At 69.6% G+C, this 14,885-nt stretch carries 14 protein-coding genes; 3 read left to right on the top strand and 11 right to left on the bottom strand.

Going from position 1 to position 14,885, the window contains the following annotated elements:
• Position 1 precedes the first annotated feature (1 nt).
• The 3 genes from SK854_RS09700 to SK854_RS09690 are packed head-to-tail and all read right to left on the bottom strand — an operon-like array spanning position 2 to position 3,038.
• Complete coding sequence (locus SK854_RS09700; protein WP_319974673.1) at positions 2-829, bottom strand: carbohydrate ABC transporter permease; 828 nt, start codon at positions 827-829, stop codon at positions 2-4.
• A complete protein-coding gene (locus SK854_RS09695; protein ID WP_319974672.1) occupies positions 829-1,761 on the bottom strand; it encodes a carbohydrate ABC transporter permease in 933 nt (310 codons plus the stop codon). The genes SK854_RS09700 and SK854_RS09695 overlap by 1 nt, the downstream gene beginning before the upstream one ends.
• Before the next feature lie 5 nt (positions 1,762-1,766).
• On the bottom strand, positions 1,767-3,038 hold the full coding sequence (locus SK854_RS09690; protein WP_319974671.1) for an ABC transporter substrate-binding protein: 1,272 nt from the start codon (positions 3,036-3,038) through the stop codon (positions 1,767-1,769).
• A 158-nt stretch (positions 3,039-3,196) separates the two neighbouring features.
• Between SK854_RS09690 and SK854_RS09685 the strand changes: the two genes are divergently transcribed.
• The gene (locus SK854_RS09685; protein WP_319974670.1) at positions 3,197-3,961 is read left to right on the top strand and encodes a FadR/GntR family transcriptional regulator; all 765 of its coding nucleotides are present in this window, start codon (positions 3,197-3,199) and stop codon (positions 3,959-3,961) included.
• A gap of 3 nt (positions 3,962-3,964) precedes the next feature.
• On the opposite strand, the gene SK854_RS09680 is transcribed toward SK854_RS09685, so the two are convergent.
• Positions 3,965-4,564 carry a TetR/AcrR family transcriptional regulator gene (locus tag SK854_RS09680; RefSeq protein WP_319974669.1) on the bottom strand — a complete coding sequence of 200 codons (600 nt, stop codon included), beginning with the start codon at positions 4,562-4,564 and terminating at the stop codon, positions 3,965-3,967.
• Between the two features lie 86 nt (positions 4,565-4,650).
• On the opposite strand from SK854_RS09680, the gene SK854_RS09675 reads away from it, so the two are divergent.
• Positions 4,651-5,208, top strand: a complete 558-nt coding sequence (locus SK854_RS09675; protein WP_319974668.1) for an NAD(P)H-dependent oxidoreductase — start codon at positions 4,651-4,653, stop codon at positions 5,206-5,208.
• Positions 5,209-5,349: 141 nt separating this feature from the next.
• Positions 5,350-7,443, top strand: coding sequence for a beta-galactosidase (locus tag SK854_RS09670; protein WP_319974667.1), 2,094 nt, complete (start codon positions 5,350-5,352; stop codon positions 7,441-7,443).
• A 16-nt stretch (positions 7,444-7,459) separates the two neighbouring features.
• On the opposite strand, the gene SK854_RS09665 is transcribed toward SK854_RS09670, so the two are convergent.
• The 7 genes from SK854_RS09665 to SK854_RS09635 form a co-directional block, all read right to left on the bottom strand.
• On the bottom strand, positions 7,460-7,783 hold the full coding sequence (locus tag SK854_RS09665) for a hypothetical protein (protein WP_319974666.1): 324 nt from the start codon (positions 7,781-7,783) through the stop codon (positions 7,460-7,462).
• 145 nt (positions 7,784-7,928) lie between these two features.
• On the bottom strand, positions 7,929-8,948 hold the full coding sequence (locus tag SK854_RS09660) for a LacI family DNA-binding transcriptional regulator (RefSeq protein WP_319974665.1): 1,020 nt from the start codon (positions 8,946-8,948) through the stop codon (positions 7,929-7,931).
• Positions 8,945-10,321 carry a GH1 family beta-glucosidase gene (locus SK854_RS09655; RefSeq protein ID WP_319974664.1) on the bottom strand — a complete coding sequence of 459 codons (1,377 nt, stop codon included), beginning with the start codon at positions 10,319-10,321 and terminating at the stop codon, positions 8,945-8,947. The genes SK854_RS09660 and SK854_RS09655 overlap by 4 nt, the downstream gene beginning before the upstream one ends.
• Before the next feature lie 2 nt (positions 10,322-10,323).
• A complete protein-coding gene (locus SK854_RS09650; RefSeq protein ID WP_319974663.1) occupies positions 10,324-11,136 on the bottom strand; it encodes a carbohydrate ABC transporter permease in 813 nt (270 codons plus the stop codon).
• Entirely contained in the window at positions 11,136-12,095 is a 960-nt protein-coding gene (locus SK854_RS09645) for a carbohydrate ABC transporter permease (RefSeq protein WP_319974662.1), read from the bottom strand. Before SK854_RS09645 ends, SK854_RS09650 begins: the two co-directional genes overlap by 1 nt.
• The gene (locus SK854_RS09640) at positions 12,095-13,375 is read right to left on the bottom strand and encodes an ABC transporter substrate-binding protein (protein ID WP_406601745.1); all 1,281 of its coding nucleotides are present in this window, start codon (positions 13,373-13,375) and stop codon (positions 12,095-12,097) included. The genes SK854_RS09645 and SK854_RS09640 overlap by 1 nt, the downstream gene beginning before the upstream one ends.
• 375 nt (positions 13,376-13,750) lie before the next feature.
• A complete protein-coding gene (locus tag SK854_RS09635) occupies positions 13,751-14,773 on the bottom strand; it encodes a LacI family DNA-binding transcriptional regulator (protein ID WP_319974661.1) in 1,023 nt (340 codons plus the stop codon).
• Positions 14,774-14,885: the final 112 nt, after the last annotated feature.

Raw genomic sequence — 14,885 nt, 5'->3', positions numbered from 1 at the left:
GTCAGCCCTTCGTGGACCCGGCGGTGACACCGTCGGCGATCTGGCGTTGCAGGAACAGGTAGACGACCAGGACGGGGACCGCGGCGATCAGCACTCCCGCGGCGAACGTGGGGATGTCGTCGGAGTACTGGCCGCGCAACGACGTGACACCGACCATGAGCGTGCGGTGCTCCGCGGACGGCATCATCAGCAACGCGACGAGGACGTCGTTCCAGCAGAACAGCGCGTTGAGCACACCGACCGACAACAGCGCGGGCGCGCCGATCGGGAGCATGATCCGCCAGTAGACCCCGTACACCGAGTTCCCGTCGATCCGCGCGGCGTCGACGATCTCGGACGGCACACTGGCGTAGTAGGTCGTCAGCAGGAAGATCGTGAACGGCAGGAACTGCGCCACGTACGCGAGGACCAGGCCGGGATAGGTGTCGATGAGACCCGTGTCCGCCATCGTCCGCGCCAGCGGCACCATGATCACCTGGAACGGCACGAACAGCGCCGCGAGGATCCCCAGGAAGAGCGCGGACGAGCCGCGGAACCGCAGCCGCCCGAGCGCGAAGCCCGCCATCGAGCCGAACAACAGCAGCAGCGCGACCGAGCAGGCCACGACGACCACCGAGTTCAGGAAGTACCGGGACATCCCGACGCTCGTCCAGGCCTTGACGACGTTGTCGAGGCTGAACGAGTCGGCAGGGGAGAACCGGTCGAGCACGTACTCGCGCCGGGTCTTCATGGCGACGTTGGTGGTGAACACCAGCGGGTAGATCGTGGCCAGGGCGAGCGCGGCCATCGGGACGGCGGCGACCCACCTGACGGGACGGGAGCCGGGCATCAGTCCTCCTTGCCGGCGGCGCGGCGCAGGATCGCGATCTGGGCCAGCCCCACCACGAGCATGATCAGGAACAGCGCGGTCGACGCCGCGGAGGCGAGCGCGGGCTGGTTCAGGCGCCCCTGCTGGATCCAGATGTAGTACTCGGGCAGGTACGTCGACCCCTCCGGCCCGCCGCTCGTCATCACGTAGAGCAGGCCGAACATCGAGGTCAGCATGCCGATCATGGTGGTGACGAAGACGAACTGGATCGTGCGTGTCAGGCTCGGGACGATCACGTGCCGGACCGTCTGCGGGAACGACGCGCCGTCCATCTTCGCGGCGTCGAGCAGCGACTGGTCGAGGGTGGCGAACCCGGCCAGGAAGACGACGAGAGCCATGCCGAACGTCGCCCAGACGTGCACCGCGACGACCACGAAGAACGCCACGCCGGGATCGCCGAGCCAGTCCACCGGCCCGATCCCGAGGCCGCCGAGGAGCCCGTTGAACGGCCCGTCGAACGCCAGCAGCAGCGTGAAGATCGCGCCGACGATCACCGGCGAGAGCACCGCGGGGAAGAAGTAGACGCCGCGGTAGAGCCGATGTCCCGGCACACGCAGGTAGATGAACGTGGCGAGGAGGCCGGGGATCGCCACCGCCACCGGGAGCAGCAGGACGAGCAGCCCGACGTTGCGCAGGGCCGTGCGGAACAGCGGATCGGCGAACAGGGTCACGTAGTTGTCGAGGCCGACCATCACGCCGTCTCGGTCACCGTCGCCGGTGAAGGAGAAGTTGACGCCCAGCACCAACGGCCACAGGCGCAGCCCGATGATGATCAGGACGGCCGGCGCCACGAGGACGAGGGGAGCCAGGCGCTCGGCCCGTGAGCCGGACCGGCGCCGCCTCGCGGGCCCGGCCGGAGCCGGGCGCGCGGGGGAGAGCGTGGGTGCCGCCACGGCGGTCAGCCGGTCTTGTCGGAGGCGGCCAGCTGCGCCACCGCGTCGTCCACCGCGGCCGATCCGCTCAGCAGTTGCTGCGACAGACGTCCCATCAGGTCAAGGGTTTTCGACGACAGGGCGACGTGCAGCGCGGGCTTGCCCGACTTGACCTCCGCGACGATCGCTTTGACCGCGGGGCCGCCGGAGGACACGTCGATCGTCGCGTCGGACGCGATGGCGCCACCGTCGGCGTAGAACGCCTTCAGCGCGTCGGCGGAGGTCAGCGAGCGCACCAGGTCCGCGGCCAGCTTCGGGTCCTTGGTCCACTTCGCGACCGCGTAGCCGATGCCGCCGTCGAACGGCAGGCTCGGCTTCGCCGCGGGGTTCACCACGGGTGCGCGCATCACGCCGAGCTTCTCCGGGGTGAGGAACTCGGCGAAGTCCTTCCAGTGCCCCACGTCCGACATCAGGCCGATGACGTTGGCCACCTTGCCGGAGTTGAAGAGCGCGAACGCGTCGTTGAACATCGCCGTGGAATTGGCGCCGTCGGTGTTCAGCCCGGCGTCGGCGGTCTGCTTCCACAGCTCGAAGATCCGCTTGACGTTCGCGGAGGACCAGTCCCGCTTGCCGGCGATCCAGTCGTCGTACTCCTGTGGCGTCAGGACCGCCGAACCCATGGCGGACAGGAAGAACTGGATGCCGTAGCCCTCCTTGTTGCCCTGCGCCAGGCACTTCGCGCCGGTCTTCTGGGCGATCACACCGCAGTCGCGGACGAAGTCGTCCCAGGTCTTCGGCGGGGAGTCCGGGTCGAGGCCTGCCTTCTGGTAGAGGTCCTTGTTGTAGTAGACGGGATGCCCCTGCAGCGTCACCGGTGCGGCGTAGGTCTTGCCGTCCTTGGTGAACGCGTCCCAGCCGGCCAGCCGCTTCCGGTCGTCGGCGACGTAGGTGTCGAGCGGGGCGAGCGCGTCGGCACGGTCGCGAATCTGCCCGCCGCCGTTGAAGAGCACGACGTCCGGACCCTTGCCGGCCTGGATGGCCGCGCCGAGCAGGGTGTAGTACTGGTCGAACGGCTGGGCCACGAACTCGACGTTCACGCCGGGGTGGTTCTTCGCGAAGTCGGCCTTCGCCTTCTCCACGTAGGCGGCCGCCTTGGCGTCACCGGACTTCCAGTCCCAGACCACGAGCTTGTCGCCGGAGCCGCCGGACGAGGTGCCCGGCCCGGACGCGCTGCCGCATCCTGCCGTCAGCGTCAGCCCCAGGACCAGGGCGGCGGACAAGAGTGTGCGCTGCTTCATCGCTCGCTCACTTCTCTTCCCGAGAGGGTGCCGGGCTGCGTCGTTCCCGACGGGTGCGGTGAACGTAAGTCGTATGACGTATTACGTCAATCGCCCGTTCTGCAGTACTCTCGCCGCACGTCCTCGCACGACGGCGCGAGGACGTGACCGGAGGAACGATGACCGCAACAGGCCGGAGAACGGCCGCCGCCGCCCCTGGCTGGGTGCGCAGGCCGGCGAGCCTGGCCAGTGCGGTGACCGCCGAGCTCGTGAGCCGGATCGTGCGCGGCGACCACCCCTCCGGGACGTCGCTGCCTCCCGAGCCCGCGTTGTGCGAGGCCTTCTCGGTGAGCAGGACCGTCATCCGTGAAGCGGTGAAAGTCCTGCAGGAGAAGGGTTTGGTGCAGGTCCGCCAGGGCGCGGGCACCCAGGTGACCCCGCCGTCCTCGTGGAACGTGCTCGACGAACTCGTCCTCGGGGCGGTCGTCGCCGAGGACGAGACCCTCGCGGTGCTCGACGACCTGGTGGTCACCCGGCGGCTGCTCGAGTCGGACATGGCCCAGGCCGCCGCCCGCACCGCTGACGAGGCCACCGTCGCCGCGTTGCGCGACCTCGTGGACCTGATGGACCGGCTGGTCGGCGATCCGGACGCCTACCGGGAGCAGGACCGGCTCTTCCACGACCGGATCATGCGCGCGTCCGGCAACCGCATCGCCAGGGGTGTGGTGCGGGCGCTGGAGAGCCAGGTGATCAACACCGCTCGCTACACGGGCCGCAGCGACCGCGCCCTGTGCGCCGCGTCCAACGAGGGCCACCGCCGGGTCTGTGAACGGATCGCCGCGCACGACCCCGCCGGTGCCGCCGAGGCGATGTTCACGCACATCACCGAAGCCTGGCTGGTCCGCCGCAGCGACGTGGGCGATCCCAGCCGCCTGGAGCGGTAGCGGTCAGGTCAGGAGCCGGTCGACGAGGTCGTGCCACCCGGCCTCCACCCGTGCCAACGGCATGCCGTGGCCGCGGACGAGGTGGTCGGTCAGCACGACGTCCACCGACGCCAGCAGGGTGTGGGCGAGCAGGTCGGCGTCGGCGCCGGGCAGGAGCGCGCGCACCAGCAGGGCCACGTGCCGGTGGCGCAACCGCCGGGCCGGGACCGCGAACCGGCGGCTCGGCGACGGCTCGGCCGCCAGGTAGAGCTCCAGGTCGGCGTGCTCGTGGCGCAGCAGGGCCGGGCCGAACGCCCTGAGTCTCGTGGCCGGATCGGCCCGCGGTCCGAGCGGCGGCGGTCCGCTGAGGAACGCCTCCTGGAACAGGCTCTCCGAGCGGTCCAGCAGGGCCTGGAGCAGTCCGTTGCGGTCACCGAAGCGTCGCGACACCGTGCCCTTGCCGACGCCGGCCTCCGCGGCGACCGCCTCCATCGTGATCGCCGCCGCACCCCGTCGCGCCGCCAGCCGGGCGGCCGCTTCCAGCAGCAACGCCCGGTTGCGCACCGCGTCCGCACGCAGGGGCGGCTCCGCGCCGGCGAGGGGCAGGGATGTGCTGTCGATCACCTCGGCAGCGTAGCCGGAAGATAACCGGGCCGCGTCCCGTTTAGGGTGTAGTCGTTCAAGCACACACCGCACCTGGGAGTCACTTCATGGCCGTCCGCATCCTCACGCTCGTCGGCAGCCTCCGTTCGGGTTCGCACAACCGCAGGCTCGCCGAGGCCGCGGTGCAGATCGCGCCCGAACACGTCGAGGTCGGTCTGTTCGAGGGCCTGGACACCGTGCCGTTCTACAACGAGGACCTCGACGCCGAGGGCGCCGTGCCCGCCCCCGCCGCCCGGCTGCGGGAGGCCGCCGCTGAGGCGGACGCCCTGCTCCTGGTGTCGCCCGAGTACAACGGCACCATCCCCGCCGTGCTGAAGAACGCCATCGACTGGCTGTCCCGTCCCTACGGCGCCGGCGCCCTGTCCGGCAAGCCGGTCGCCGTCGTGGGCACCGCGTTCGGCCAGTACGGCGGCGTGTGGGCGCAGGACGAGGCCCGCAAGGCGGTCAAGATCGCCGGTGGCGCGGTCGCCGAGGACCTGACCCTCTCGATCCCCTCCTCGGTGGTGCGCTTCGCCGACCTCCACCCGGTCGACGACCCCGAGGTCACCGAGAAGCTGGCCGGCGTGGTCGAAGGCCTCGCCGCCCGCGTCGCCGCCACCGTCTGACCGTCCACGTTCGACTGTCGATTCGAGTCGAACGTGCCCCGAAAGGCCCAGCGGCGCAACGGAAGCGCCGACTTCCGTTGCGCCGTCCGGAAAAGCCTCCGATGATCACGTGAGCGTCCCGCTCACCACGGAGGTCTCCTGATGGCTGTCCTGCCCGAGCGGGTGCTGTTCGGCGCCGCGTACTACCACGAGTACCAGCCGTACGAGCGGCTCGAAACCGACCTGGACCTCATGGCGCAGGCCGGTTTCACCGTCATCAGGGTCGGCGAGTCGGTGTGGTCCACGTGGGAGCCGGAGAACGGCCGGTTCGAGCTGGACTGGCTCCAGCCGGTGCTCGACGGCGCGCACGAACGCGGGATCTCCGTCGTGCTCGGCACACCGACGTACGCGGTGCCGCCGTGGCTCGCCCGGCAGTACCCGGAGATCGCGGCGCAGCGGGCCGACGGCCGGCGCGTCGGCTGGGGCGCCCGGCAGGAGGCTGACTTCACCCACCCCGCCTTCCGCTTCCACGCCGAACGCGTCGCGCGCAGGATCGCCGAGCGGTATGCGGGCCACCCCTCGGTCATCGGGTTCCAGGTGGACAACGAACCAGGCGTGCACCTGCTGCACAACCACGGCGTGTTCCAGCGGTTCGTCGACCACCTGCGCACCACCTACGGCGACGTCGAGAACCTGAACCGCGCGTGGGGCCTGGCGTACTGGTCCCACCGGTTGTCCGACTGGGCCGACCTGTGGACGCCGGAGGGCAACGCCCAGCCGCAGTACGACATCGCGTGGCGGGCGTTCCAGGCGCGGCAGACCACGGAGTTCGTCGCGTGGCAGGCCGGCATCGTTCGCGAGTACGCGCGGCCGGAGCAGTTCGTCACCACCTGCCTGCACTACCCGCACGTGGCTCTGGACGACGACGGGCTGACCGGCCACGTGGACGTCACCGCCGGAAATCCTTACTACGACATGCAGGACGGCCTCACGTTGCCCGATCCCACGCCGGACGAGCACGAGCAGGGCTGGAAGACCAGGGGAGTCTGGGCGTTCTACCGCGGTGCAGACTGGATCTTCTCCTCCCGTCAGGAACCGTTCCTGGTCACCGAGACCAACGCCGGGAACATCGGCACGCCCTGGGACAACCGTCCCGCCTACGACGGCCAGTGGCGTCAGGCGGCCTGGGCGTTCGTCGCCCGTGGCGCGCGGATGATCGAGTACTGGCACTGGCACACGCTGCACTTCGGCGCCGAGACCTACTGGGGCGGCGTGCTCCCGCACAGCGGCCGGCCCGGTCGCGCCTACGCGGAGCTCGCGCGGCTGGGAGCCGAGTTCGAGAACGCGGGCGCGGCGGTCGCGGGCGTCGAGCCGGACGCCGACATCGCGATCGTCCACTCGCTGCCCAGCAAGTGGTACATGCAGAAGTACCCTCCGCTGTCCACTCCGGACGGAGGGCCGGACGCCGCCGCGTACCAGCGGATCTTCGATTCGTTCTACCGCGGCGCGTTCGAGGCGGGACGGCAGGTGCGGATGATCCACGCCGGTCAGCTGGCCGGTCTGGAGGAGGCCGCGCGCCGATACCCCGTGCTGATCGCGCCCGCCCTGTACCTCGCCGACGACGCGACGATCGACTGGCTGGCGGAGTACGCGCGCTCGGGCGGCCACCTGGTCATCGGACCGCGCACCGCCTACGCCGACCACGAGGGCAGGGCACGCCACGAGCCCGCTCCCAGCCGTCTCACCGAGGCGGCGGGCGTCCACTACGACGAGTTCAGCAACCTGTCGCGTGACCTCCGGGTGCACGTCACGGAGGGATCGGCGCTGCACCTGCCCGCGGACGCGGTCGCCACCAGGTGGGTCGAGGGGTACGAGGTCACCGACGCGGACGTGCTGGTGGAGTACGACCACCACCACTTCGGACGCTGGCCCGCCGTCACCACCCGGCGGCACGGCGCCGGTCGCGTCACGTGCGTTGGCACGGTGCCCGGCCGCGTTCTCGCCGCCGCGCTCGCGAGCTGGCTCGCGCCCGCACCGGTGTCGGGCTGGGCGGATCTCCCGGAGACGGTCACCGTGACGACCGGCACCTCGCCGGACGGACGTCGTCTGCACGTGGTGCACAACTGGAGCGGGGACCGCGCCGAGGTCGTCGCGCCGGTCGCGCTCACCGACCTGCTGGGCGGTGACGGCGTTCCGGTGGGCGGGCGCGTCGCGCTCGGGGAACGGGACGTGCGCGTGTTCGCATCGGAACGGTAGGCGTGCACCAGATCCTTCAGCGCATGGTGACGGCGCGCCAGTGCGCCGAGTCGTCCTGCGCACCCCTGCCGGGGCGGTTCTCCTGGTACCAGTCCATGATCCGCCGTCGGCCGGCGTCCGTGATGTGGTAGCCGAGGTGGTCGCCGACCGGTGCCCAGATCAGCTCGCTCTTCAGGGCGTGTTCGATGGCATCGCCGCGGCACATGCTCTGCAGCAGCCACGGCCACACCATGCCCTGCGCGGTCATCCACAGCACGCGCAGCACCGCTGTGTCCGGCAGTTCCGGACCGTTGTCCGGTGAACTGTCCGGTGAATCGTCGAAGAATCGGCCCGCCTGCATCGCAACCCCCGCTCTCTCTCCCTCGCATGTCGTAATACGGCCTGGTCCTGGCTCTGGTTCAGGCCCGGGAGGAATTACTTCCGCGTCGAATGGTTTCGAGTCGATTCGACCCGAGGGCGATCGAACCGTTGGGGTGCAAGCATGATCAGGCGCTCGCGCGGCGCACCAGCGACGTGGGCAGCAGCATGGACTGCGGCAGCTTCTCCTCGCCGGCCAGCTCGGCCAGCAGCCGCCAGGTCAGGGTGCGGCCGAACCCCTCGACGTCCTGCCGCACGGTGGTGAGCGGCGGCACGGCCGTCGCGGCGAGCACGGAGTCGTCGAACCCCACGACCGCGACGTCGTCGGGGATCCGGCGGCCGCTCGCCTGGAGCACCCGCAACGCGCCGAGCGCCATGATGTCCGCCGCCACGAAGACCGCGTCGAGATCGGGCGCCCTGCGCAGCAGCTCCTCCATCGCGAGCGCGCCGCTGTCGGGCGTGAAGTCGCTGTGCACCACCAGTTCCACGGCCATGCCGTGTTCCGCGAGCCCGCACCGCCAGCCGCTCAGGCGGTCCATGCCCACCGCCATGTCGAGCGGCCCGGCGATCGTGGCGATCTTCTCGCGGCCCAGCGAGATGAGGAACCGCACGGCCCCCAGAGCGCCGTTGAAGTTGTCGGCGTCGACGAACGGGACGGAGCCGCCCGCGAGCGGACGGCCGCCCACCACGATGGGCAGCCCCGTCTCGTGCAACGTCCGCGGCAACGGGTCCTCGCCGTGCAGGCTCACCACGAGGGCACCGTCGACGTGCCCGCCGGTGAGGTACGCGATCTGGTCCTCACCGTCGAGCGGTTGGTTCATCATCAGCAGGAGCTGCACGTGCCGTCCGGCGAGCTCGGCGTGCACCCCGCGCAGCACCTGGGCGAAGAACGGGTCGGCGAGCACCCGGCTGCCCTGCTCGGAGATGACCAGGGCGATCGCGTTCGCCTTGCTGCCTGCCAGGGTGCGCGCGGCGTGGTTCGGGCTGTACCCGAGCAGCGCGATGGCGCGGTGCACCGCCTGGCGCGACCGCTCGCTCACGTACTTCTCGCCGTTGATCACCCTGGAGACCGTGGACTTCGACACCCCGGCCACGCGCGCGACCTCCTCGATGCGCGGGCCGGGGCGGCGACTCCTGCCTTCTGTCATGAGACGGCGACCAACGCGTTGTCCCGGGCCACCCTGCTGTACCACCTCGCACTCATCTTCGGCGTGCGAATCTGGGTGTCGTAGTCGACGTGGACGATGCCGAACCGCTTCGCGTACCCCTCTGCCCACTCGAAGTTGTCCAGCAGCGACCAGCAGAAGTAGCCGCGCAGGTCGACGCCCGCCTCGATGGCCGCGTGGGCGGCACGAAGGTGGGAGGCGATGAAACCGGTGCGGTCCACGTCGTCGATCGCGCCGGTGCCGGAGAAGTCGTCGCGGAACGCGGCGCCGTTCTCCGTGATGTACAACGGAAGTCGCGGGTAGTCCTGGTGCACCCGCATCAGCACGGCCGTGAGGCCGTCCGGCCTGACCTCCCAGCCCATGTCGGTCATGGGAGCGTCCCTGGCCGGGAACGAGGCGTGCTGCACACCCACCCACGGCGACGGGCCGGTCTCGCCGTTGGGCGTGGAGCTGACGTAGTGCTCGGTGTAGTAGTTGACGCCGAGCATGTCCATCGGCCCCGAGATGACGCCGAGGTCGCCGTCCTTGACGTGCTCGCCGAACCCGAACGGTTCGAGGTCCGCGAGGATGTCGGCCGGGTACTCGCCGCGCAGCAACGGGTCCAGGAAGATCCGCTGCTGCAGCCCGTCGAGCCGGCGCGCGACGTCGAGGTCGGCCGGGTTGCCGGGATCCACGGGGATGATCGGGTACATGTTGAGAGTGATGCCCACCTTGGCTTCCGGCTGGGCGGCGCGGATGGTGTCGGCCGCGAGCCCGTGCGCGAGCAGCAGGTGGTGCACCGCGGCGACGGCGGCCTCGGGCTCGGTGCGGCCGGGCGCGTGGATTCCGCCCGCGTACCCGAGAAACGCCGAGCACCACGGCTCGTTCATCGTCGTCCAGGTGCCGACGCGGTCACCGAGAGCCTCGACGGTGGCGGCCGCGTAGTCGGCGAACCGGAACGCGGTGTCGCGGTTCGCCCAGCCGCCGGTCTCCTCGAGCTTCTGCGGGAGGTCCCAGTGGTAGAGCGTCGGCCACGGCGCGATGTCGTGCGCCAGCAGAGAGTCGATCAACCGCTTGTAGAAGTCGAGCCCCGCCTGGTTGACCTTCCCACCGTCCGGCCGCACGCGCGGCCAGGCGATCGAGAACCGGTAGGCCTTCAGTCCCAGGTCCGCCATCATGGCGACGTCCTGCTCGAAACGCCGGTAGTGGTCGGCGGCGGGTTCACCGCAGTCGCCGCCCACCACCTTGCCGGGCTGCCGGCAGAACTCGTCCCAGATGGAGTCGGTGCGGCCGTCCACGTCGGTCGCACCTTCCACCTGGAACGCGGCGGTCGCGGCTCCCCACAGAAAACCCTGTGGGAAAAGAATGTTCTCCATTTTCACCCCTTGACGGCGCCCTGCATGACACCGGCGACGATCTGCCGCCCGAGTACGAGGAACACGATGAGCACCGGAACCGTCGCGAGCGTGGTTCCGGCGAGTACGAGCGAGTAGTCGACGTAGTAGCCGCTCTGCAGCTTCTCCAGTGCGACCTGGAGGGTCGGGTTGTCGGCGTTGAGCACGACCAGCGGCCACAGGAAGTCGTTCCAGGACTGCATGAACGTGAACACGCCGAGCATCGCGGCGGCCGGCCGGGCGGCGGGCAGTGCGACGTGCCAGAACGCACGCCACAGGCTGCAGCCGTCCATCCGCGCCGCCTCGACGAGCTCGTCCGGAATGGCGTCGAGCAGGTACTGCCGCATCCAGAACACGCCGAACGCGGTGACGAGGTTCGGCACGATCACGGCTTCGAGCTCGCCGGCCCAGCCGAACTCGGCCATCGCCATGTACAGCGGGATGATCCCGAGCTGGGTCGGCACTGCCAACGTTGCCACGACGAACAGGAACAGCACGCCCCGGCCGCGGAACTTCAGCTTGGCGAAGGCGAACCCGGCCAGCGTCGACAGCAGCACCACCGAGAACGTCACGGTGCCGGACACGAGGAAGCTGTTGCCCAGGGCCTTCCAGAACGGGACCGTGTCGAACACGCGCGTGGCGTTCGTCCAGAAGTTGCCGCCGGGGATCAGCGTGAAGTCGCCCGTCAGCACCGAGTTGTCGCGGCTCGCGACCAGGAACGACCAGTAGAACGGGAAAGCGGAACCGAGCACGAACGCGCCGAGGATTCCGTAGATCGCGAAGGACGGTCGTCTCATCATCGCACGGCCCTCCTGGTGAGGAAGAAGTTGAGGGCGGCGACGGCGATCACGATCATGAACAACACCCACGCGATCGCGGAGGCGTAGCCGAGGTCGAGGCCCTGGAACGCCGACTGGTACAGGTAGAGCACGACGGTCTGGTACTGGTGCTCCGCGCCGCCGCCGCTGCCGCCGGACGGCTCGAACAGCTTCGGCTCGGTGAAGATCTGCAGGCCGCCGATGGTCGAGGTGACGACCACGAAGATCAGCGTCGGCTTCAGCAACGGGAGCGTGATGCTGAAGAACTGCCGCAGCGCGCTCGCGCCGTCCACCAGCGCGGCCTCGTAGACGTCACGGGGGATCGCCTGCATCGCGGCCAGGATGATCAGCGCGTTGTAGCCGGTCCACCGCCAGTTGACCATCGACGCGATGGCGACGTGACTGCCGAACGTGCTGGCCTGCCAGTCGATCGGGTCGATGCCGACGAGCCCGAGCACGTCGTTCACCAGGCCGTACTGCGGGCCGAACAGATTGCCGAAGATGATCGTCAACGCCACGAGGCTCGCCACGTAGGGCAGCAGCACGCCCATCCGCCACCCGGTGCGGGCCCGCAGGTTCGCGTTCAGCAGCGCCGCCAGCGCCACGGCGACCACGATCTGCGGACCGCTGGAGAGCACGAAGATGCTGAACGTGTTGAAGAGCGCGTTCCAGAACTGGTCGTCCTCGAACAGCGTCCGGTAGTTCTCCAGACCGATGAACAGCGGCTCGTCGGCGCCGACCTCCCAGTCGAACAGGGAGACGTAGGCCGTGTAGAGCAACGGGAACAGCCCGATGGCCCCGAAGAGCACGAAGAACGGTGCGACGAAGAGGTACGGCGACACCTTGGTGTCCAGATTGGACAGCCGGTACCGCCGCGGAGGCCGCGGGCGAGCCTCCTGCGCTCGCCCGCGGTCAACCTTGGAGAGAGTGGCCGTCACTACTTGGCCGCCTTCTTCGCGCCCTCGACGGCGGTCGTCCAGGCCTCGTCGGCGTTCTTGCCCTGCTCGACCGACTGCAGCGCCGGGCTGAAGACCGTCTCCTGGATCTGGCCGTCGGCCGGGCCCTTGTACTGCGCGGCCTTGATCTTCTTGGCCTGCGTGGCGAACAGCTCGCCGGCCTTGACGTTGCCGAAGTAGGCGTTGGTCTGCTCCAGCAGCTCAGGCGCCTCGAGGGCCTTGACCTGGCTGGGGAAGGTGCCCTTGGCCTTGAACGCCTTGATCTGCTGCTCCGGCGCGGTCAGCCAGGCGGCGAGCTCGGCGGCCTTCTTCGCGTTCTTGCTCTGCTTCGGCACGCTCAGGTACGAGCCACCCCAGTTGCCGCCACCGTTCGGGAACGCGTCGGTGACCGCCCACTTGTCCTTGTTCTCGGGTCCCGCCTGCGTCTCGACCACGCCGAGCATCCACGACGGGCAGGTCTTGGTGGCGAACTTGCCGAGCTTGAAGCCGGTGTTCCACTCGTTGCTGAACGCACCGAGGCGAGCCGACTGTCCCTTGGCGACAGCCCCGGTCACCGCGGTCCAGTTGGCCTTGATGGCGGAGTTGGTGTCGACGACCAGCGTGTCGGACTTGTCGTAGTAGCCGGTCTCGAGCTGGTTGTGCATGGCGTTGTAGACCTGCGCGGCGCTGTCGAACCACGCGACGCCCGGAACCTTGGCGACGAACTGGTCACCGGCGGCGAAGTAGCTGTCCCACGTGGCGAACAGGGCCTTGACGCCCTCGGGGTCGGACGGCAGACCGGCCTGCTGGAACAGGTCCTTGCGGTAGCACATGGCCAGCGGACCGATGTCGGTGCCGTAGCCGATGAGCTTGCCGTCCTTGGTGGTCATCGCCTGGGTCTTCCAGTCCAGCCAGCGCCCGTCCTCGATCTTCGGGCCGATCTCCTTGAGATCGTTGAACTGGGAGGCCTTCGACATCACCTGGCTGAGGTAGCCCTCTTCGACGCCCTCGATGTCGGCGAGCCCGGAGCCGGCACCCAGCTTGGTGAACAGGTTCTGGTGGTGCGGCTGACCCTGTCCGGTCTTGCGCTGGGTGATCTTGACGTCCGAATGAGCCGCCTCGTACTCCTTGAACAGCTCTTCGTAGCCGAACTCGTTGAACGTGGCGATCGTGAGTTCGGTCTTTCCGTCTGCGGACTGGCTGGCCCCGCCTGATCCGCACGCTGTGGTGGCGGCGGCGGACACGGCGGCACAGATCAGCACGCTGATCCAACGGTGTCGCACGGGAGAACTCCTCTGGTCTCGGCGGCGGTTCTGGGAGCGCTCCCAGATGCAGGGGAGTGTCGTACTGGCTTCGAACGTGTGTCAAGACACACTTCGGCCCACACCAGGCGCTTTCGATGTCACTCGACCGGGTGACCTCGTCATTCATGACTCAGGTCACGGTTGGGAAACCTGGGAGCGTTCCCGGAAATATGTCCGAAGGGTTAACACTGAGTGCTGATCCCGGCACGGAAAGCGTCAGAGCCCGTGCCGAAGCCCGGTTCGCGACAGCCGGGTGCGAGGCGGCATCCGGCGGCACGGGTGTGCGGGCCGTCCGGCCGCATCACCGGCAACCACCGCAAGCGCGACTCTCCGCGAACCGGCCTTCGACAGGTCCTAAGCGCTCGCGCGAAGCACCAGGGAAGTCGGCAGCAAGAGCGACGGCGGAAGGCCGTCCTCGCCCGCCAGTTCGCCCAGCAGCCGCCACGTCATCGTGCGGCCGAGCTGCTCGACGTCCTGCCGGACGGTGGTGAGCGGGGGAGTGGCCGTGGACGCGAGCAGCGAGTCGTCGAACCCGACGACCGCCACGTCCTCCGGAACGCGCTTGCCGCGTGCGTGCAGCACCTGCAGCACGCCCAGAGCGATGATGTCGGCGGCGACGAACACCGCGTCGACGTCGGGTGCGCGGTCGAGCAGGTCGCTCATCGCGCGGGCGCCGCTCTCCGGCGTGAAGTCGGCCTCGGCGACGAGGTCCGCGGGCAGTCTCGCCTCGCCGAGCCCGCGCCGCCAGCCGCTGAGCCGGTCGAGACCCGCCGCCATGTCGCGCGGGCCCGCGACGGTCGCGATCCTGGTGCGCCCCAGTGAGACCAGGTGCCGCACCGCGTCCAGGCCGCCGGTGAAGTTGTCCGAGTCGACGAACGGGACCGAGCCGGAGCCCAGGGGGCGTCCGCCCGCGACGACCGGCAGGCCGATCTCCTGCAGCCGGCGCGGCAGCGGGTCGTCGCCGTGCAGGCTCACCAGCAACGCGCCGTCGACGTGGCCGCTCGCCAGGTAGCCGAGGAGGTCGTCGTGGTCCTCCGGCTGGCTGAGCATGAGCAGCAGCTGGATCTGCCGCCCGGTCAGTTCGGCGTGCACCCCGCGCAGCACCCCGGCGAAGAACGGGTCACCGAGGACACGGCCGCTCTGCTCGGAGACGATCAACGCGATGGCGTTCGCCTTGCTGCCTGCGAGGGAGCGGGCGGCCTGGTTCGGGCTGTACTTCAGGTGGGTGATCGCCGTGTGCACGGCGTCCCGGGCCTTGGCGCTCACGTACGGCTCGTCGTTGATCACCCTGGAGACCGTGGACTTGGACACCCCGGCCAGTCGGGCGACCTCCTCGATCCGGGGGCCGGGCCGTCGTTGCCGGTCGATCTCCGTCATGAGTCCATCGTAGAGGCCCGTGAGAGCGCGTTCACGGCACGACGCTGTGCCGGGAACGCGGCTGGGGTCGGGGCGGGACGCCTGCCGCGCAGAACGTCCCGCCCCGAAGTCG

This window comes from Lentzea sokolovensis, assembly GCF_033949975.1.
Lineage (GTDB): Bacteria > Actinomycetota > Actinomycetes > Mycobacteriales > Pseudonocardiaceae > Lentzea > Lentzea sokolovensis.
The sequence above is the reverse complement of the archived record's forward strand: the minus strand, read 5'-3'. Positions and strand labels throughout refer to the sequence as shown.